Origin of the sequence: Streptomyces arenae, from assembly GCF_022343545.1 — a bacterium.
In the GTDB taxonomy this organism is placed as follows: domain Bacteria; phylum Actinomycetota; class Actinomycetes; order Streptomycetales; family Streptomycetaceae; genus Streptomyces; species Streptomyces humi.
On record NZ_JAKQYH010000077.1, the window covers coordinates 68942 to 88346 of the forward strand.

The 19405-nt window shown below is 71.3% G+C and carries 17 protein-coding genes; 9 read left to right on the forward strand and 8 right to left on the reverse strand.

Going from position 1 to position 19405, the window contains the following annotated elements:
- Positions 1–148 precede the first annotated feature (148 nt).
- The 5 genes from MB828_RS37605 to MB828_RS37625 all read left to right on the forward strand — a co-directional run bounded on the left by MB828_RS37605 (position 149) and on the right by MB828_RS37625 (position 4816).
- A complete protein-coding gene (locus MB828_RS37605; protein WP_301652084.1) occupies positions 149–1276 on the forward strand; it encodes a substrate-binding domain-containing protein in 1128 nt (375 codons plus the stop codon).
- 107 nt (positions 1277–1383) lie between these two features.
- Positions 1384–2415: an ABC transporter permease gene (locus MB828_RS37610; protein WP_301652085.1), complete on the forward strand. Its 1032-nt coding sequence runs from the start codon at positions 1384–1386 to the stop codon at positions 2413–2415.
- Positions 2412–3194: an ATP-binding cassette domain-containing protein gene (locus tag MB828_RS37615; protein ID WP_301652086.1), complete on the forward strand. Its 783-nt coding sequence runs from the start codon at positions 2412–2414 to the stop codon at positions 3192–3194. Before MB828_RS37610 ends, MB828_RS37615 begins: the two co-directional genes overlap by 4 nt.
- 16 nt (positions 3195–3210) lie before the next feature.
- On the forward strand, positions 3211–4230 hold the full coding sequence (locus tag MB828_RS37620; protein ID WP_301652087.1) for an aldose 1-epimerase: 1020 nt from the start codon (positions 3211–3213) through the stop codon (positions 4228–4230).
- A 133-nt stretch (positions 4231–4363) separates the two neighbouring features.
- Positions 4364–4816, forward strand: a complete 453-nt coding sequence (locus MB828_RS37625; RefSeq protein ID WP_301652088.1) for a DUF6082 family protein — start codon at positions 4364–4366, stop codon at positions 4814–4816.
- Here the strand turns inward: MB828_RS37625 and MB828_RS37630 are convergent, their stop codons facing one another.
- The 5 genes from MB828_RS37630 to MB828_RS37650 form a co-directional block, all read right to left on the reverse strand.
- Positions 4817–5431, reverse strand: coding sequence for a Uma2 family endonuclease (locus MB828_RS37630; RefSeq protein WP_301652089.1), 615 nt, complete (start codon positions 5429–5431; stop codon positions 4817–4819). It abuts the gene before it with no gap.
- Between the two features lie 164 nt (positions 5432–5595).
- Positions 5596–6822, reverse strand: coding sequence for an MFS transporter (locus MB828_RS37635; RefSeq protein WP_301652090.1), 1227 nt, complete (start codon positions 6820–6822; stop codon positions 5596–5598).
- 148 nt (positions 6823–6970) lie between these two features.
- Positions 6971–8023, reverse strand: a complete 1053-nt coding sequence (locus MB828_RS37640) for an endonuclease/exonuclease/phosphatase family protein (protein ID WP_301652091.1) — start codon at positions 8021–8023, stop codon at positions 6971–6973.
- Positions 8024–8205: 182 nt separating this feature from the next.
- Positions 8206–8835 carry a TetR/AcrR family transcriptional regulator gene (locus MB828_RS37645; RefSeq protein ID WP_301652092.1) on the reverse strand — a complete coding sequence of 210 codons (630 nt, stop codon included), beginning with the start codon at positions 8833–8835 and terminating at the stop codon, positions 8206–8208.
- A gap of 118 nt (positions 8836–8953) precedes the next feature.
- Positions 8954–10552, reverse strand: a complete 1599-nt coding sequence (locus tag MB828_RS37650; protein ID WP_301652093.1) for an MFS transporter — start codon at positions 10550–10552, stop codon at positions 8954–8956.
- Between the two features lie 209 nt (positions 10553–10761).
- On the opposite strand from MB828_RS37650, the gene panB reads away from it, so the two are divergent.
- Positions 10762–11637: a 3-methyl-2-oxobutanoate hydroxymethyltransferase gene (gene panB, locus MB828_RS37655; protein WP_046733593.1), complete on the forward strand. Its 876-nt coding sequence runs from the start codon at positions 10762–10764 to the stop codon at positions 11635–11637.
- Positions 11638–11814: 177 nt separating this feature from the next.
- Here panB and MB828_RS37660 read toward each other — a convergent pair whose 3' ends face one another.
- Positions 11815–12321: a GNAT family N-acetyltransferase gene (locus MB828_RS37660; protein WP_301652094.1), complete on the reverse strand. Its 507-nt coding sequence runs from the start codon at positions 12319–12321 to the stop codon at positions 11815–11817.
- Positions 12322–12410: 89 nt separating this feature from the next.
- Between MB828_RS37660 and MB828_RS37665 the strand changes: the two genes are divergently transcribed.
- Positions 12411–13418, forward strand: coding sequence for an ATP-binding cassette domain-containing protein (locus tag MB828_RS37665; RefSeq protein WP_046733594.1), 1008 nt, complete (start codon positions 12411–12413; stop codon positions 13416–13418).
- A complete protein-coding gene (locus MB828_RS37670; protein WP_301652095.1) occupies positions 13415–14230 on the forward strand; it encodes an ABC transporter permease in 816 nt (271 codons plus the stop codon). The genes MB828_RS37665 and MB828_RS37670 overlap by 4 nt, the downstream gene beginning before the upstream one ends.
- A gap of 16 nt (positions 14231–14246) precedes the next feature.
- On the opposite strand, the gene MB828_RS37675 is transcribed toward MB828_RS37670, so the two are convergent.
- Complete coding sequence (locus MB828_RS37675; RefSeq protein ID WP_301652096.1) at positions 14247–17519, reverse strand: BTAD domain-containing putative transcriptional regulator; 3273 nt, start codon at positions 17517–17519, stop codon at positions 14247–14249.
- A gap of 165 nt (positions 17520–17684) precedes the next feature.
- Between MB828_RS37675 and MB828_RS37680 the strand changes: the two genes are divergently transcribed.
- Positions 17685–18485 carry a site-2 protease family protein gene (locus MB828_RS37680; RefSeq protein ID WP_133022262.1) on the forward strand — a complete coding sequence of 267 codons (801 nt, stop codon included), beginning with the start codon at positions 17685–17687 and terminating at the stop codon, positions 18483–18485.
- A gap of 57 nt (positions 18486–18542) precedes the next feature.
- Here the strand turns inward: MB828_RS37680 and map are convergent, their stop codons facing one another.
- Positions 18543–19400, reverse strand: a complete 858-nt coding sequence (gene map / locus MB828_RS37685) for a type I methionyl aminopeptidase (protein ID WP_133022261.1) — start codon at positions 19398–19400, stop codon at positions 18543–18545.
- Between the last annotated feature and the right edge of the window lie 5 nt (positions 19401–19405).

Genomic DNA, 19405 nt, shown 5'->3' on the forward strand with positions numbered 1-19405 from the left:
GTTGTCTCCAACCGGATTCGCGTTACCTACTCGTTGCCGACGCATGTCTATCAGCGTCTTGACGCGCTCGTCCATACAGGCCCAGTATCTCGCCCAGTCAACGTTGTCTCAGCGTCGGCCAAGGGACGGATCCGAAAGGGATCGAGCCATGAACTTCTCCACCAGTCACCTGTCGAGCCGCGCCGGACGGCGTAACCGGGCGGCGGCGATCGGCGTCACGGTCTGCCTCGGCGCGACGCTCGCGGCCTGCGGTTCCTCGAACGGAAGCGCCTCCTCGTCCGCCTCGGGGGGCGGCGGCAAGGTGGGTGTGTCGCTCATCCTCAAGACGCTCACCAACCCGTACTTCGTGAGCATGGAGAAGGACGCCAAGTCCCAGGCCGCCAAGGACAACGTGAGTCTCACGGTGGCGGCGGGCACCACCGACGGCGACACCCAGACCCAGATCACCGCCATCGACAACGCCATATCGCGCGGCGACAAGGGCATCCTCATCACCACCAACGGTGACGCGGTGAACGCCGCCCTGGGACGGGCCAAGCAGGCCGGCCTGTTCGTGATCGCCCTGGACACCGCGCCGAACCCGGCCAGCACCGCGGACATCACCTACGCCACCGACAACGAGCAGGCCGGCAAGCTCATCGGCCAGTACGCGGCGGCGGCCCTCGACGGCAAGCCGGCCGTCATCGCCATGCTCGACCTGTTCAACAACCAGGTCGTCTCGGTCGACATCAACCGCGACCACGGCTTCCTCGAGGGCCTGGGCATCGACCCGGGCAGCAAGACCGAGAACGGCAAGGAAGCCAAGTCCGGCAAGTACACCGGCGGCAAGGGCGGCACGTACAAGGTCGTCTGTCACCAGCCCACGCAGGGCGCCATCGACGGCGGCCGCACCGCGATGGAGAACTGCCTGTCGGCCAACCCTGACATCAACGTCGTCTACGCGATCAACGAGCCCGCGGGCGAGGGCGCGTACAACGCGCTCAAGGCGGCCGGCAAGCAGAAGCAGGCCGCGATCTACGCGATCGACGGCAGCTGCTCCGGCCTGAAGAACGTGACCAGCGGTGAGTTCGCCGCCGACGCGGTGCAGTACCCGGGCAAGATGGCGGCCCTCGGCGTCACGTCGATCGCCAAGCTGGCCCGCGGCGGCAGCAAGCCCGGCGTGACCGACGGCAAGTCCTTCTACGACACCGGTACCGCCCTCGTCGCCGCCAAGTCCCTGGACGGCGTGACCGTGCAGTCCCCCTCGCAGGCCGCCTCCGCCTGCTGGGGCAGCTGACACTCCGCCGGGTGCGGCGCCGCAGGCCGTCGTGACGGCACCAGCGCCGCACCCTCACTCCACGAGCCCATGAGCCCGTACCAGGGAAGACACCGGAAGGACCCCCTGTGACCACCCACGTGGACAACACCACACCGGCACCGGCGGAGGAGTTCCTCAACAGGCCCGCCACCCCCAGCCAGCGCATCCACTCGGTGCTGCACCGCCAGCCGGCCCTCAGCCCGGCCATCGTCCTGGTGCTCGCCGCGATCGTGTTCTCCCTGGTGAACGAGCGCTTCTACGCGTTGCAGAACCTCTCGCTGGTCGCCCAGCAGGTGGCCGTCATCGGTTCGCTCGCCGTCGGCCAGACGGTCATCATCCTCACCGCCGGCATCGACCTGTCGATCGGCGCGGTGATGGTGCTGTCCTCACTGCTGATGTCGAAGCTCGTCGCGGACAACCACTGGCCCGGCGTGTTCGCCCTGCTGGCCGGAGGGGTCGTCGCGATCGCCGCCCAGGCCGTCAACGGCCTGCTGGTGACCAGGATCAAGCTGCCGCCGTTCATCGTCACCCTCGGCACCCTCAGCGTGTTCACCGCCATCACCCTCATCTACGCCAAGGGCCAGACCGTCGCCCTCCAGCCGGGTAACATCCTGCTGTGGAGCGGCCAGACCGTCTCCCTCGGACAGCTGAACCTCACGTACGGCGTCCTGCTCATGATCGCCCTGTACGCGGTGATCGGCTACGCCCTGCGCTACACCGCCTGGGGCCGCCACCTCTACGCCGTCGGCGACGACGCCGAAGCCGCCCGGCTGGCCGGCATCTCCGTCAACCGGGTCCTGCTCAGCGCCTACATGGTGGGCGGTTTCGCCATCGCCGTGGGCGCCTGGATCCTGGTCGGCCGGGTCGGCGGCGGTGACCCCAACAGCGGTCTCAACGCCAACCTTCAGTCGATCACCGCCGTGGTGATCGGCGGCACCAGCCTGTTCGGCGGCCGCGGGGTGGTCTTCGGCTCGCTGATCGGCGCGCTCATCGTCCAGGTCTTCGTCAACGGTCTCGCGCTGGCCGGCATCGACCCCAACTACCAAGTCCTCGCAGTCGGCATCCTGGTGATCGCGGCTGTCTCCGTCGACCAGTGGATCCGGAGTGTGAAGTCGTGACGACCGCCACCGCCCCCGTTCTCGAAGCCAAGGGCCTGGTCAAGCTCTTCGGCAGGGTCGTCGGCCTGAACAGCGTCGACCTCACCCTGCACGCCGGCGAGGTCCTCGCCGTCATCGGTGACAACGGCGCCGGCAAGTCCACCCTGATCAAGTGCCTGTCCGGAGCCCTCGTCCCCGACCAGGGCAGCATCCTGGTCGACGGCAAGGAGGTCCACTTCAAGCGGCCCCAGGACGCCCGCGACGCGGGCATCGAGACCGTCTACCAGACCCTCGCCGTCGCCCCCGCCCTGGACATCGCCAGCAACCTCTTCCTCGCCCGCGAGATCCGCCGCAAGGGGATCCTCGGCTCGGTGTTCCGCATGCTCGACACCGGCGAGATGAAGAAGCAGGCCGCCGACCACATCAAGCGGCTCGGCATCGGCACCCTCCAGAACATCAACCAGGCCGTGGAGACCCTCTCCGGCGGCCAGCGCCAGTCCGTGGCCGTCGCCCGTACCGCCGCCTTCGGCGGCCGGGTGGTGATCCTCGACGAGCCCACCGCCGCGCTCGGCGTCCGCGAGACCGGCCAGGTCCTCAAACTCGTCCGCGACCTGCGCGACCAGGGCCTCGGCGTCATCCTCATCAGCCACAACATGCCCAACGTATTCGAGGTCGCCGACCGCATCCACATCCAGCGCCTCGGCGCCTGCGCCGGCGTCATCAGCCCCCAGTCGCACTCCATGGAGGACGCGGTGGCCATCATGACCGGCGCGAAGAAGCTCGCCCCCGAAGCGAGCTGAAAGGAACGGCACGGGAATGACCGCCGAGTACCGGATCATTGAGAGCCGCCTCGGCGGCGAACCCGTCCTCGTCGTCACCGCACCGGACGACCGCGTACGCGCCGTCCTCGCCCTGCGCGGCGCGACACTGCTGAGCTGGCAGGTAAGAAGCGAAGCCACGGGCCGGCTCACGGAGTTGACGGACGGCTACCGCGACGAGAAGGAACTCCTGGCCCAGGACGGCGTACGCGCCGGCCTGCTGGCCCCCTTCCCCAACCGGGTGGCCGACGCCCGCTACCACTACGACGGCCACGACCACGACCTGCTCCCGGGCCGGCACGGCGACCGGCTGATCTACCACGGCTTCGCCCGCGAGACCGCCTTCGAACTCGCCGACGCCACCACGAGCCCGGACTCCGCCCGCCTGCTCCTGCACACCACGGCCATCCGGCCGGGCGCACACCCCGGCTACCCCTTCGCGATCGACCTCACGGTCGCATACACGGTCACCGCCGACGAGTTGGGCGTCGACGTCCGGGCGACGAACGTGGGAGACACCACCGCCCCCTACGCGACGGGCTGGCACCCGTACTTCACCCTGTCCCGCCCCATCGACGACCTGACCCTGCGCATCCCCGCCCAGACCCTGATCCGCACCGACGCCGCCCTCATCCCGCTGCCTGGCGAGGACGCCCGAATCCCCCTGGACGACCGCCCCGACATGGACTTCCGGGCGCCGAGACGACTGGGCGGCGCGGTCATCGACGCCTGCTACGCGGACCTCACCCCCGGACCCGGCGGCCGGATCGAGACGGTACTGGCCGATCCCGCGACCGGCGAGGAACTGCGCGTCTGGCAGCACAGCGGCTACCTGCACGTCTTCACCGGCGACACCCTGGCCCGCGACCGCCGCGCCGCCGTCGCCCTCGAACCCGTCGAGACCACGACCGACGCCTTCAACCGCCCGGACCAGGCCGCCGCCCTCGCTCTGGAACCCGGCGGGAGCCGCGCGTTCGCCTTCGGTGTCGGGTACACGGGCTCGGCGGACGCCCCCTGATCCGGCGACCGTGCGGGGTGCCGCCCCGGGCCGGGTTGTGAGGGTTCCGGGAAGGAAGTCGGGGGCTTCTTGCCGCTTCTGGGGGAGCCGGGGAGCATCTGGCTCAATTGCCGTTGCTCCGGGGGGAGTTGCTGTGCCGATCCTGTTCGCTCTGCTGTTGGCCGCCGGGGTGGCCGTGTTGCTGATGCTCCTGGTGCAGCGTCGGGAGCAGCACCGGGAGACGTTGCGGGCCACCGTGTTGCGGACGCAGGTGGAGCTGCTGAAGGCCGCCGCTGCCGATCCGGAGCTGGGGCGGGCCGCGGCCGGGGCGGAGTTCGCCGGTTCGGAGCCCGGCGAAGTGCGTCGGCACCTGTTCTTCGAGGCCCAGGTGACGGCCTGGGAACTGCGGTGGCGCATCGGGGCCCTGTCCGAGCACCAGCTCCGCGCCCACGCCTCGGGGCTGCTGGCCGACGAGGAGGGCCGCCGGTACTGGCTGCGCACCCGCACCGACCGTGCGGGCCTGTCCGGCGACGACGAGAAACTGCGCCTCTTCACCAAGGTGTTCGACGACGCGTTGCGGACACCGCAGCCGGCCGACGCCGGCTGATCAGTCGGTCTTTTTCTGGGCGGCCTTGAGGATCTGGTCGACGTCGAGGGTGACCTTGGCGCCGATCGAGCCGGGCAGCGTAGCGGTCTCGCCGGGCGAGTACGGGCGGTGATGCTCGTACTTCTCTCCGTCGGGATCGGTGAGCACGTGGACGCGCTGGTGTTTGCGGTCGACGATGACGTAGACCGGGACCTTGGCCTGGGCGTACGCCACGGCCTTGGTCTTCAGGTCGTCCTTCCAGTTGCTGGAGGTGACCTCCAGGACGAGACGGAAGCAGACGGGGTCGTACGCGTTGTTCTCGACGAGGTGGTCGTCGATGTCGGCGTCCACGATCGCGAGGTCGGGAATCGCGTAGTCCTCGGCTCCCGTGGGCAGCCAGAGGCCGACGTTCTGGAGGACCTCGGTTTCCTCTCCGTGTAGACCTGCGGCGATGAAGGGGATCATCAGGCCGGTCAGGGCACGGGCGTGAGGGGCATCCGGTGATGGGGTCACGAGGAGGTGGCCTCCGATGATCTCGACTCGGTAGCCCGGATGCCGTTCCATGATCTCGTCGGCGATGGCCGTGAGCGAGAACGGCTCGTCGTCGAAGGGCTGCTCGATGGCTGCGGCGGACATCGCGTGCCTCCCAGGGGCTGGTGTCGAGAACATCATCGTAGGCAGATCCGACCGCCGACGCCCCGTCTGAACCGCTTCACCCGAAGGTGATCACCGGGCCCGCCCGTTGACCACCGGACGCGCCGCACACAGCAGTGCCCCGGCGGTCGCCGGGGCACTGACGGTCAGGAGGAGCGGACCGGTTCCGCCGGCTCCGGGACGTGCGAGGCGATCACGCGTACGTGACCGGTGGGCGCCGGGACGGCCCTGCGGCGGTCCACCGCGTACGCCACGCTCGCCACGCCCAGGCCGAGGACCGCGAGGGCCGCGCCGGCCAGGGCCGGGGAGGTGACGCCGAAGCCCGCCGCGAGGGCCACGCCGCCGATCCAGGCGCCGCCCGCGTTGGCGAGGTTGAAGGCCGCCTGGTTGGCCGAGGAGGCCAGGGAGGGGCCCGCGGCGGCGCGTTCCATGACCATCAGCTGGAGCGGGGAGCCGGTGACGAAGGCCGCCACGCCGAGGAGGACGACCGCGACGGCCGCGCTCCACTCCGTCCGCATCAGGACCGGGAAGAGGAGCAGCACCGCCACCATCGACGCCAGGCCGCCGAAGAGCGTGCCGCGCATCGCGTGGTCGGCGAGGCGGCCGCCGACCAGGTTGCCGATCGTGGCGCCGACGCCGAACAGGGCGAGGAGGAGGGTCACGCTGCCCTGGGTGTAGCCCGCCGACTCCGTCAGCATCGGGGTGATGTAGCTGTACGCGGAGAACAGGGCGCCGAAGCCGACGACCGTGGTGGCGAGGGCCAGCCAGACGGGGAGGGAGCGCAGGGCGGTGAGTTCGCCGCGCAGGCCGGAGGTGGGGGCCGGGGTCTGTGTGGGGTGGATCAGGAGGAACACCGCCGCCATCGCCGCCACGCCGATCAGGCTCACGCCCAGGAAGGTGGCCCGCCAGCCGAGGTGCTGGCCCATGAGGGTGGCGACCGGGACGCCCGCGATGTTGGCGACGGTCAGGCCCATGAACATCAGGGAGACCGAGCGGGCCCTGCGTTCGGGGGCCACCAGGCCGGTGGCGACGACCGCGCCCACGCCGAAGAACGCACCGTGCGGCAGGCCGCTCAGGAAGCGGGCGGCCAGCAGGGAGTCGTAGCCGGGGGCCAGCGCGGAGAGCGCGTTGCCCGCGACGAACAGGGCCATCAGGGAGATGAGGACCGTACGGCGGGGCAGGCGCGCGGTGAGCGCGGCCAGCAGCGGGGCGCCGATGACGACGCCCAGCGCGTACGCCGAGACCAGGTGTCCGGCGGTGGGGATCGAGATGTGCAGGTCGCCGGCGACGTCGGGCAGCAGGCCCATCATCACGAATTCGGTGGTGCCGAGACCAAAAGCGCCGACGGCCAGTGCGAGCAGGGCCAGAGGCATGAAGGGCGTTGCCTTTCGGGGAGCAGGGTTCCGTGCGTTCTAAGTTCAGTTACGGAACAAAGTCTCCCAGGCCCAGTATTCCGCCAGGTTACGACCGGGCGTCCAATTGTCCTGACAAAAGCAACAACACGGCGCTGACCAGCGGATTTCACGAACCCGATGTGGTCAGGTTCACACGTGCCGCGATCGGCAGGTGGTCGCTGCCGGTCCGTGGCAGGGTCCAGGAGCTCTCCGGCTCCACCCCCTTGACCATGATCTGGTCGATCCGGGCCATCGGGAACGCGGCCGGCCAGCTGAACCCGAAGCCGCTGCCCGCCGCGCCCTGCGTGGAGCGCATCTGCGAGGTGACGGCGTTGAGGGAACGGTCGTTCATCGTGCCGTTCAGGTCGCCGAGGAGGATCACCCGCGACAGGGTCTCGTCGGCGATGGCCTCGCCCAGCGCGTCCGCGCTCTTGTCCCGCTGCCGGGCGGTGAACCCGGCGTTCATCTTCACGCGGACGGAGGGGAGATGGGCGACGTACACGGCGAGCGGGCCGTGCGGTGTGGCGACCGTGGCGCGCATGGCCCGTACCCAGCCCAGTTTGATGTCGACGGCCTTCACCCCGGTGAGGCGGTACCTGCTCCACAGGCCGACCGTGCCCTCGACCGCGTGGTACTTGTACGTCGAGGCCAGCGCCTTCTCGTAGGTCGGTACGGCGGACGCGGTCAGTTCCTCCAGGGCGAGCACGTCGGCGCCGGAGGCGGCCAGCCGGGTCGCCGTGCCGGTCGGGTCGGGGTTGTCGGCGTTGACGTTGTGGGTGGCCACCGTGAAGTCGCCGCCGGTGCCCGACTTGTCGCCGAGCAGCCCGCCGAACAGGTTGAGCCAGACGATCGCCGGGAGCAGTACGGCGATCAGCGCGGTCGCCGACTTCCGCACCAGACCGAGCAGCACCAGCACCGGGATCAGCAGGCCCAGCCACGGCAGGAAGGTTTCGGTGAGACTGCCGAGGTTGCCGACCGCGTTCGGGATGCGGGAGTGCATCAGCATCACACCGGCCAGCAGCAGCGCGACGGCGGCGAGGACCAGACCCCGGCGCCAGATCCGCGGATCGTCGCGCCAGCCGGACAGCAAGCGGTTCACCAGGCGCCGGAACCGGTCTCTGCCGCGCTCGGGTCCCGAGCCGCCGTTGTCCGTCTCCGTCATGTACGCCTGCTGCGCCATACCGCCTGCCTCACAACCTGCCGTGCACACCGTCGTCCCCCGGATACGACCCTAGGGGATGATCGGCCTCGTTCCCGCCGTCACATGACGGCCGTACGGAAGACGAGGACGAACAAGCCGTCGGGAGGGGTTCCGGTTATCGCCGGGCCGGCGCGGGCTGTGACAGAACGCGCACACTCCCGCTACGGCTCCGGGGAGCTGACGGGCCGTAGCCCGGCCAGCACCTCGTCGACGATCTGTTCGGCGAGCCCCTCGGGGAGTTCCGAGTCCGGGCGCAGGACGGCCCGGAGCAGCATCGGGCCGGTGAACATGTCGTTGGCCAGTTCGAGGTCGACGTCGGCGCGGAGTTCGCCGTTGCGCTGGCCGCGGCGCAGCACTTCCATACCCAGTTCACGCCGGGGGTTCACCACGTTGGTGTGGTAGGCGTTCCAGATCCGGGGGCTGCTCTTCATCTGGGCGTGGACGTTGTGCATGATCGCCGATGAACGGTTCTTCAGGCCGCGCCGGCGCAGCGCCTCCAGCAGGACGATCAGGTCGTCGCGCATGGAGGTGCCGGGGAGTTCGGGGTCGGGGGGCTCGGCGGCGCGCATCACGTCGACGAAGAGCTCCTCCTTGCCGTTCCAGCGGCGGTAGATGGTGGCCTTGCCGACGCCGGCGGTCCGCGCGATCCGCTCGATGGACAGCTCGGCGAGCGGCACGCCGTCCTCCAGGAGCTTCATCACCCCTTCCAGGATGGCGCTTTCCACCGCCTCGCTGCGGGGGCGCCCCCTGGCCGGGCCCTCGGACCGGGGACCGCTGTCGGCAAGTGTCACGTCGTACCGTCCTCTCACTGGCTGCGGGAATTCTCCCGCAGCCGACGCCTCCCCCCGTGGTTCCCGCCCCGCCGCCCCCCGGTCGTTCACTCCGCCGCGACGACCGACTCCTGGTCGTTCACTCCGCCGCCACGACCAACTCCTGCTCCCGGTCGCCCTGCTGACCGGCCGGCGGCCTGCCCGGCAGGAAGAGGACCGCGACCACGGCACCGATCAGCGCGACGCCCGCGCCGCACAGGGCGGTGAGGTGCATGGCGTGCAGGAAGGCGTCGTTGGCGGGCGTGACCAGGGCCTTGCCCTGCGCCCCGAGCTTGCCGGCGACCCCGAGGGTGGCCTCGATGGACTCGCCGGCGGTGTCGCGCAGCCCGGGCGGCAGCGCGCCGAGCTTGCCCTCGATCCCGTTGCGGTAGGACGTGGAGAGCACCGAGCCGAGCACGGCGATGCCGAGGGCGCCGCCGACCTGGCGGAAGGTGTTGCTGAGCGCGGAGGCGGAGCCGGCCTTCTCACGGGGCAGCGCCTGCATGATGACGACCGAGGTCGGCGTCATGACGTGCGCCATGCCGAGACCCATCAGGAAGAAGACGACCTCAAGGAGCCAGATCGGGGTGTCGGCCTCGAACGCGGCGAACGCCGCCAGGGTGCCCGCGAGCAGCACCAGACCGCCTCCGGTGGTGGCCTTGTTGCCGAACCGCTCGACGACCAGCCGGGCCCGCGGCGCGAAGATCATCTGCGCGGCGGCCAGCGGCAGCATCAGCAGACCGGACTGCAACGGCGAGTAGCCGCGCACGCTCTGGGTGTAGAAGACGGAGAAGAAGGTCACGCCCATCAGCGCGAAGAAGACCAGCGCGATGGCGGCCATGGCGGCCGAGAACACCTTGTTCTTGAAGTAGGTGACGTCCAGGGACGGGTGGTCGCTGCGCTTCTCGAAGAGCACGAAGCCGGCGAGGACCACGACACCGGCGAAGATGGTCGCCAGCACCTTGGCGTCGGTGAAGTCGGCGAGCTCGCCGCCCTTGATGATGCCGTAGACCAGGAGCACCAGGCCGACCACGGAGAGCACCACGCCGACCGGGTCGATCCGGCCCGGACGCGGGTCGCGCGAGTCGGGCACCAGCCACACCATCAGGACGAGCGCGATGATCACGATCGGTACGTTGATGAGGAAGACCGAGCCCCACCAGAAGTGGTCGAGCAGCACACCGCCGGTGATCGGGCCGATGGCGATGGCGAGGCCGACGCCGCCCGCCCAGATGCCGATGGCCTTGGGCTGTTCCTGACGCTCGAAGACGTTCATCAGGACGGCGAGGGTGGCGGGCATCACGAAGGCGGCACCGAGGGCCATCAGCGCGCGGAAGGTGATCAGCTCACCGGGCGAGCCGGACTCGGCGGCCAGCGCGGACCCGACGCCGAACACGACGATGCCGCCGATCAGCACCTTCTTGCGGCCGACCCGGTCGCCGACGAGACCGGCGCTGAACAGCAGTCCGGCGAAGACCAGGGTGTAGGCGTTGATCGCCCACTCCAGCTGGCTCTGGGTGGCGCCGAGGCCGGTCGGGGCCGGGGTGGAGATGGTCTTGACGGCGACGTTCAGGATCGAGTTGTCGAGCACCACGATCAGCAGGCTGAGCATGAGGACGCCGAGGATGGCCCAGCGGCGGCGGTGCACCGCCTCGGGTATCCGGGGGCCCGGAGGAGCGTGGTCGGCAGGAGTTGTCATGGCGCCGAGCCTAGACCCATTTCAATACGGAACCGTCTCGTATCTAAATTCCTTTACCGAGGCCTTACGCAGCGCGCCGACCGGGGGCACGGCGATGACCGATGGATCACATGACGGTCCCCTGGCCGCGGACGGCACGAAGTGCCACCATGGAAGCGGTCCGGGGACACCGTCAGGGTGCCTCGAGATGACTTGAAGGAGCCGTTGTCATGACGCAGCTTCCGGCTGCCCAGACTGTGCAGCACAGCCCCTCCGACGGCAGCAGGACGCTGTACGGGGGCAAGGGCACCCGCCGCATCACGGTCCGCGACATCGCCCTCGCCAAGGAACGCGGCGAGAAGTGGCCGATGCTCACCGCGTACGACGCGATGACCGCCTCGGTCTTCGACGAGGCCGGGATCCCGGTCCTCCTGGTCGGCGACTCGGCGGGCAACTGCCACCTCGGGTACGAGTCGACGGTACCCGTCACGCTCGACGAGATGACGATGCTGTCGGCGGCCGTGGTGCGCGGCACGCAGCGCGCCCTGATCGTCGGCGACCTCCCCTTCGGCTCCTACCAGGAGGGCCCGGTGCAGGCGCTGCGCTCGGCGACCCGGCTGGTCAAGGAGGCCGGTGTCGGGGCGGTCAAGCTGGAGGGCGGTGAGCGCTCCCACGAACAGATCCGGCTGCTCGTCGAGTCCGGCATCCCGGTGATGGCGCACATCGGCCTGACCCCGCAGTCCGTCAACGCGATGGGCTACCGGGTGCAGGGCCGTGGTGAGGAGGCGGCCCAGCAGCTGCTGCGGGACGCCAAGTCCGTCCAGGACGCGGGCGCGTTCGCGGTCGTCCTCGAACTGGTCCCTGCGGAGCTGGCGGCCGAGGTGACCCGGGTGCTGCACATCCCGACGGTCGGCATCGGCGCGGGGCCTGAGACCGACGCGCAGGTCCTGGTCTGGACGGACATGCTGGGCCTGACGCCGGGGCGGGTGCCGAAGTTCGTCAAGAAGTACGCGGACCTGCGCGCGGTCATGGGCGACGCGGCGCGGGCGTACGCCGAGGACGTGGTGGGCGGAACGTTCCCGCTGGAGGAGCACTCGGTGCACTAGCGCTCCGCTGGGGGGTGCCGCGATGCGTGTCGTCGTTCGTCTGCGGCGGCGTCGTGGCTGGTCGCGCAGTTCCCCGCGCCCCTTCGGGGCGCTTTAGAGCCACTGCGGAAACACCACAGCCGGTCCGCCGATCTTCCCCCGTCGGCGGGCCGGCTGCCGTTCGTGGCCAGGCAGCGGCTAGGGCTGTGCGGGCCGGCTCCAGCGGATCTCGCCGTCCTGGCGGGTGTCCGTGGGGTGGAGGCCGGCGGCCGTGGCCACCGCTGCGGAGGCGTGGTGGTCGGGGTGGATGTGGGCGAGGAGCGTGTGGACCGGCGGCCGGGCCAGCCGGTCGGCCACGGCGCGGGCCGCCTCCGTGGCGATGCCCCGGCCCTGCCAGGGGGTGCCCACCACCCAGGCGATCTCGGCCACCTGGCCGGTGACGGTCGCCTGGACGTAGCCGGTCAGGCAGGACTCGGCGCGCAGCAGGATCACCCAGTTCAGCCAGGAGACGGCCGGGTCGGGAGAGCCCGCGGTGACGCGCCGGTAGCGCGCGCGGAGGTCCACGGCGGTCTCCGGGGTGCCGCCGGTGAAGGTGTGCAGGGCGGGGTCGGACAGCACCGCCGCCATCTCCTCGGCGTGCTCGACGCGCAGCGGCAGCAGGTCCAGCCGGCCGGTGCGGACGGTCTGGGCGGGGTGGGTGGTCACGCCGTGGACGGTACCCGTGTCGGCGGGCTGTCGGACCGTGTCGGCGGGCTGTCGGTGGTTTGTCGGTGGTGCCTGGCACGGTTCTCCCCATGACGCGAATCAACGACAACGCCGTGTCCGTACGGGGGCTGGTGAAGCACTACGGCGACACCAAGGCACTCGACGGAGTTGATCTGGACGTCCGTGAGGGCACCGTGATGGGTGTCCTCGGACCCAACGGGGCGGGCAAGACGACCCTCGTACGCATCCTGTCCACGCTGCTTCAGCCGGATGCCGGTGAGGCCACCGTCGCCGGGTACGACGTGCTGCGCCAGCCCCGCCAGCTGCGCCGGGTGATCGGCCTGACCGGCCAGTACGCCTCGGTGGACGAGAAGCTGCCGGGCTGGGAGAACCTGTACCTGATCGGGCGGCTCCTGGACCTGTCGCGCAAGGACGCGCGGGCCCGGGCCGACGAGCTGCTGGAGCGGTTCTCGCTGACCGAGGCGGCGCGCCGGCCCGCCTCCACCTACTCCGGCGGTATGCGCCGCCGCCTCGACCTGGCCGCCTCGATGATCGGGCGCCCCCAGGTGCTCTACCTGGACGAGCCCACCACCGGTCTCGACCCGCGCACCCGCAACGAGGTGTGGGCCGAGGTCAAGGCGATGGTCGGCGACGGCGTGACCGTGCTGCTGACCACCCAGTACATGGAGGAGGCCGAGCAGCTCGCCTCCGAGCTGACCGTCGTGGACCGCGGGCAGGTCATCGCGAACGGCCGGGTGGAGGAGCTGAAGGCGAAGGTCGGCGGACGGACGCTGCGGGTACGGCCCGTCGACCCGCTCCAGGTGCGGCCGCTCGCCCAGATGATCGACGAGCTGGGCATCACCGGGCTCGCCGGTACGACCGTGGACGCGGAGGCCGGGTCCCTGCTGGTGCCGATCCTCAGCGACGAGCAGCTGACCGCGGTGGTCGGCGCCGTCACCGCGCGCGGGATCACCATCAGCTCCATCACCACCGAACTGCCCAGCCTGGACGAGGTGTTCCTGTCCCTCACCGGCCACCGCGCCAGTGCCCCGCAGGACCCCCAGCCCGCCGACGACCGTCAGGAGGTCGCCGTATGAGCGCCGCCGCCACCACCGTCCCCGTGACCGACAGCCCCATCTCGCTGCGCGCCCATCTGCGGCACACCGGTGCGTTGGTCCGCCGCAACCTGCTGTGGATCCGGCAGGACCCGGAGTCGATGTTCGACGCCATCCTGTTCCCGGTGATCTTCACGCTGCTGTTCGTGTACGTCTTCGGCGGGTCCATCGGCCAGTCGCTGGGCGGCGGCCAGCAGGCGTACGTCCAGTACGTCGTCCCCGGCCTGATGGCCATGATGGGGATGAACATGGCCCAGGGCGTGGGCACCGGGTTCAACACGGACTTCAACTCCGGTGTGATGGACCGCTTCCGGTCCCTGCCGATCGGCCGCGGCTCGGTGCTGTTCGCCAAGATCGCGGTGGAGCTGATGCGGATGCTGTTCGCGACCGCGGTCCTGATGGTCGTCGCCGTGCTGGTGGGCTTCGACATCACCCACTGGTCGGGGCTGCTGGCCTCGGTGGGCCTGTCGGCGGTGTTCGGCTCGGCCCTGATGTGGGTGTTCCTCACCCTCGGCGTGATCATGAAGAGCGCGCAGTCGGTGCAGGCGATGGGCTTCCTGGTGCTGATGCCGCTGCAGTTCGGCTCGTCGATCTTCGCGCCGACCGACTCGATGCCGGGCTGGCTCCAGTCCTTCACCGACTACAACCCGCTGTCCGCGCTCGCCGACACCGCGCGCGGGCTAATGCTCGGCGGCCCGGTGGCGCACAGCCTGTGGGTGACGCTGGCCTGGTCGGTCGGGCTCACCGCGGTGATGGCGCCGGTCGCGATCCACAAGTTCCGCACCAAGAGCTGACGTCCCAGGGGAAAGCTCAGATCAGGGCGGTGGCCTCCGCGAGGGAGAGGCCACCGCCCTCGGCGTACGCCGGCGCCCAGAGCCCGTCGTCGGCGAGCGCCGCCCGGACCCGGGCCTCCGTGCGCTCACGGGCGGTGCGCTCGATACCGGCGGGGACGTGGCCGGGGGGCAGCAGGGCGTCGGCGGCGCCCAGGCAGCGGACCGCGTCCGGGGCGCGCACCCCGCCGTCGAGACCGGCCAGCGCGAGCGCGGCGACGGTCAGGCAGACGGACTGCAGATGCGGGGCGATGGCCTGGGTCAGCGGGTCCGTGACGTACTGGCACGCCTGCCGGAGTCTGGCCAGGGCCTCGGCGTGGAGGCCGTCCAGGGCGTCCACCCAGGCCTCCTGGGTGAGGATCAGGGCGTCGAAGACCACGAAGTGCGCGATCTTGAACTCCTCGCGCAGCAGCTGGAGTTGCTCACGGGCCTCGGCGGTACGGCCGTCCAGCGTGAGCCAGCCGGACAGGAAGAGCCGGGCGGCGGGCATCGCCTCGTTGTGCAGGCCCTCCTCGCGGGCGATCACCTCGCGCAGCAGCCGCTCGCCCTGTCCGGTGTCGCCGGACTCAAGCAGCACACTGCCGAGGCGCGCCTCGAGCACGCTGACCTGGGCGCGGGCACCGAGGCGTGCGGCGTGCTCGACGGCGGCCCGGTAGTCGGCGGCGGCGGCCGTGAACTCCCCCTTGCGCTCCCGGGACTCGGCGCGGGCGGAGAGGGCCTCGGCGGTTCCCCAGTCGTCGCCGAGGCGCCGGAAGATCTCCAGGGACTCGTCGGCGTCGCGGGTGGCGTCACCGGCCCAGACGGCCCGGTTGGCGAGCACGTTGGCCCGCATCTGGAGGGCGGCGGCGAGTTCCCACTCGTAGCCGGGGGTGCGCCGGCAGACGTCGACACCGGCGTCCACGATCTCGCGCAGCCGTTCCACGCCGCCGGTCAGCATCACGGCGTAGAACCAGAACATGCCGGGCGCGCGGGTGGTCTGCGGCAGACCGGGGGCGTAGACCTCCGTGACGGCCCGTAGTTTGGCCTGCGCGGCCGGGGTCTGCCAGAGGTCCAGTTCGGTGTCCATGCAGGCCATCTGCGCCAGGTGGACACCGCGCCGGGCCTCGGCGAGGATCTCCCCGCGGTACGGCGGCGGGGCCGCGGTCAGCCGTTGCCACACCGCTTCGGCCCGCGCGGCCGGCGCGGCGAAGGGGTCGGGGCCGAGGGCCATGATCTCGCCGCACCAGGTGCGGGTCTCGATGCGCTGGTCGCGCGTCTGCCAGTACCAGATCAGGGAGTGCGCGAGGCACAGCGCCTCCTGCTCGTCCCGGGCGGCGACGGCGTGACGCAGCGCGGTGCGCAGGTTCTCGTACTCCAGCCCGAACCGGGCCAGCGCGGCCCGTTGGCCGGGGCCGCGCAGCAACGGGTCGGTGGTGCGGGCCAGTTCGCGGTAGTACGTCAGATGGGCGCGTTCGGCGGCGGCCCGGTCGCCGCTCTCGTCGAGGCGTTCGCCCGCGTACTCGGAGACGGTCTCCAGGAGCCGGTAGCGCATGGTGGCGTCGTCCGCCGAAGGGGCGGCCACCACCAGGGACTTGTCGACCAGGGAGCCGAGCGCGTCGAGGGCGGCGGGGCCGCAGACGGCCTCGGCGGCGGCCAGGTCGCAGCCGCCCGCGAAGACGGAGAGCCGGCCGAGGACGTCTCGTTCGGCGGCGTCGAGCAGGTCCCAGGACCAGTCGACGACCGCGCGCAGGGTCTGCTGGCGGGGCAGCACGGTACGGCTGCCGGAGGTGAGCAGGCGGAAGCGGTCGTCGAGGCGGTCGGCGATCTGGCGCGGGGTGAGCATCCGCAGCCGGGCGGCGGCCAGTTCGATGGCGAGGGGCAGTCCGTCCAGGCGGCGGCAGATCTCGGCGCAGGCCGCCGCGGTCTCCTCGTCGGCGTGCACCGTGAAGCCGGGGCGGGCCGCGGCGCCCCGGTCGGCGAACAGCCGCAGCGCCACCGGATCGGGCAGCGGTTCCACCGGACGCAGCAACTCCCCCGGGACGCCGAGGGGTTCGCGGCTGGTGGCCAGGACGGTCAGGTCCGGGCAGCGCTCCAGGAGCCGGGCCGTGAGGTCGGCCGCCGCGTCGACGACGTGCTCGCAGTTGTCGAGGATGATCAGCAGCCGGCGCCGGGCGCAGTGCTCGACGAGCCGTTCGACCGGGTCGTCGTGCCGGTCGGCGGCGGCCCGCATGCCCTCGGCGCCGGCGCCGTACAGCACGGTCTCGCGGGCGCCGAGCGCGCTGAGCACGGCCTCGGGTACGGCGGCGGGATCGTCGACGGGGGCGAGTTCGGCCAGCCAGACCCCGTCGCGGGCCGCGTACCGCACGGTCTCGGCGGCCTCCTGCGACAGCCGGGTCTTGCCGGCCCCGCCGGGTCCGAGCAGCGTGACCAGCCGGGCGGTGCCGAGGTCGGCGCGGATGGTCTCGATGTCCGCCTCGCGGCCGACGAACGAGGTGAGCCGGGCACGCAGGTTGCCCGGGCGTGGTCCGGGCGCCTGCGGTGCCGGTGCCGGGTCCAGCAACTCGGCGTGCAGGGCGCGCAGTTCGGGCCCGGGGTCGGAGCCCAGGCGGTCGGCGAGCAGGTGGCGTACGCCGTCGTAGGCGGCCAGTGCCTCGGCGGTGCGGCCGGTGGCGCCCAGGGCGCGCAGGCGCAGGGCCTGGAGCGGTTCGTCGAGGGGGTGGGCGTCGCACAGGGCGGTGAGCTCGGGGAGGGACTGCTCGGCCTGGCCGAGGGCGAGGGCGGCGGTGTGGCGGGCGCGCAGGGCGTCCAGCCGGCGGACGTCGGCCCGGGCCGCCTCTGCGGTGCGGTCGGGCAGGTCGGCGAGGGCCGGGCCGTACCAGAGGGCGAGGGCGTCGTCGAGGACGGTCGCCGCCTTGGCGGGGTCGCCGTCGGCGAGGGCGCGCAGGCCGTCGCCGGTGAGCCGTTCGACGCGGTGCAGGTCGACGTCGTCGGGGGCGGCGGCGAGGCGGTAGCCCGCGTCGGTGGAGTCGATCGCGTCGGCGCCGAGAGCCCGCCGCAGCCGGCCGACCAGCGCCTGGAGCGCGCCGCTCGCGTCGGCGGGCGGGTCGTCGCCCCAGACCTCGTCGACGAGCAGCCCGGCGGGGACCGGGCGGCCGGCCCGCAGCGCCAGCACGGTCAGCAGGGCACGCAGCCGCGCCCCGCCCACGGGGACGGCCGTACCGTCGGGGCGGAGTACCTGGGTGGTGCCGAGGATCCGATAGCGCACGGGCTCCATTGTCCCTGCGGACGCCCCGGCTCCGCCTGTGGGTTTCGGGATGCGCGGCGCACGGCGTGGCGGTCTTCAGGAACCGGTGGCCCTCCCCATGACGTTCTCCTCACGTCACCTGTACGGTCGACCCCGCACGCCACCACCGCCGACGCGCCCCGGGAGCCCCCCGCCATGACCGCCACCACCACCCGCCCCAGCGACCGGCGGATCAGTCCCGTGTTCGTCGGGATCCTGGCCGTCACCGCGGTCACCGGGTGGGCCACCTGGTCCGGGTTCGCCCAGCAGCCCGGGGTCGCCGTGTTCCTGTTCGTGACGGCGGCGTGGATCGTCTCCCTCTGCCTGCACGAGTACGCGCACGCCCGCACGGCCCTGCACGGCGGTGACATCACGGTGGGGGCGAAGGGCTACCTGACCCTGAACCCGCTGAAGTACACGCACGCGCTGCTGAGCATCGTGCTGCCGGTGCTGTTCGTGATCATGGGCGGGATCGGCCTGCCCGGCGGCGCGGTCTTCATCGAGCGCGACCGGATCCGCGGCCGCTGGCGGCACAGCCTGATCTCGGCCGCCGGCCCGCTGGCCAACGTGCTGTTCGCCGCGGTCTGCACCGCCCCCTTCTGGCTGGACGCGCTGTCCGGCGTCCCGCGCGACTTCCGGTACGCCCTCGCCTTCCTCGCGCTGCTCCAGGTCACCGCGGCGATCCTGAACTTCCTGCCGGTGCCGGGCCTGGACGGCTACGGCGTGATCGAGCCCTGGCTGTCGTACAACGTCAAGCGGCAGGTGGAGCCGTTCGCCCCGTTCGGCCTGCTGTTCGTGTTCGCGCTGCTGTGGGTGCCGTCGATCAACAGCGCGTTCTTCGACGTGATCGACGCGCTGCTGCGTCACCTGGGCGTCGACGACTTCTCGCAGTACTGCGGCCAGGATCTGTACCGCTTCTGGCAGGGCACGGACGAGTTCTGCTCGGCCGCCGGCTGATCCCACCCGGGTACAGGAGAAACCCCGCCCCGGCAGAGGGGCGGGGTGTCGGGGCCGCTACGGCAGGGTGAGGATGTCCGCGCCGGTGTCGGTCACCACCAGCGTGTGCTCGAACTGCGCGGTGCGCCTGCGGTCCTTGGTGACGACGGTCCAGCCGTCGTCCCACATGTCGTACTCGTGGGTCCCGAGCGTCAGCATCGGCTCGATGGTGAAGGTCATGCCGGGCTGCATCACGGTCGTCGCGTGCGGGCTGTCGTAGTGCGGGATGATCAGCCCGGAGTGGAAGGACGAGCTGATGCCGTGCCCGGTGAAGTCCCGGACCACCCCGTAGCCGAAGCGCTTGGCGTACGACTCGATGACCCGGCCGATGATGTTGATCTGCCGGCCCGGCCTGACCGCCTTGATCGCCCGGTTCAGGGACTCCCGGGTCCGCTCCACAAGGAGCCGGCTCTCCTCGTCGACGTCCCCGACCAGGTAGGTCGCGTTGTTGTCGCCGTGCACCCCGCCGATGTACGCCGTCACGTCCAGGTTGACGATGTCGCCGTCCTGGAGCACGGTCGAGTCCGGGATGCCGTGGCAGATGACCTCGTTGACGCTGGTGCACAGCGACTTGGGGAAGCCCCGGTAGCCGAGCGTCGAGGGGTAGGCCCCGTGGTCGCACATGTACTCGTGCGCGACCTTGTCCAGCTCGTCGGTGGTCACCCCCGGAGCGATGATCTTCGCGGCCTCCTCCATCGCCCGCGCGGCGATGCGGCCGGCGGTCCGCATCGCCTCGACGGTCTCCGGGGTCTGCACCTCGGATCCGGTGTACGGGGTGGGCGCGGGTTTGCCGACGTACTCGGGTCGGCGGATGTTTCCGGGTACCGAACGGGTGGGAGAGAGCTCCCCTGGTACGAGCAGCGACTGGCCAGACATGCCAG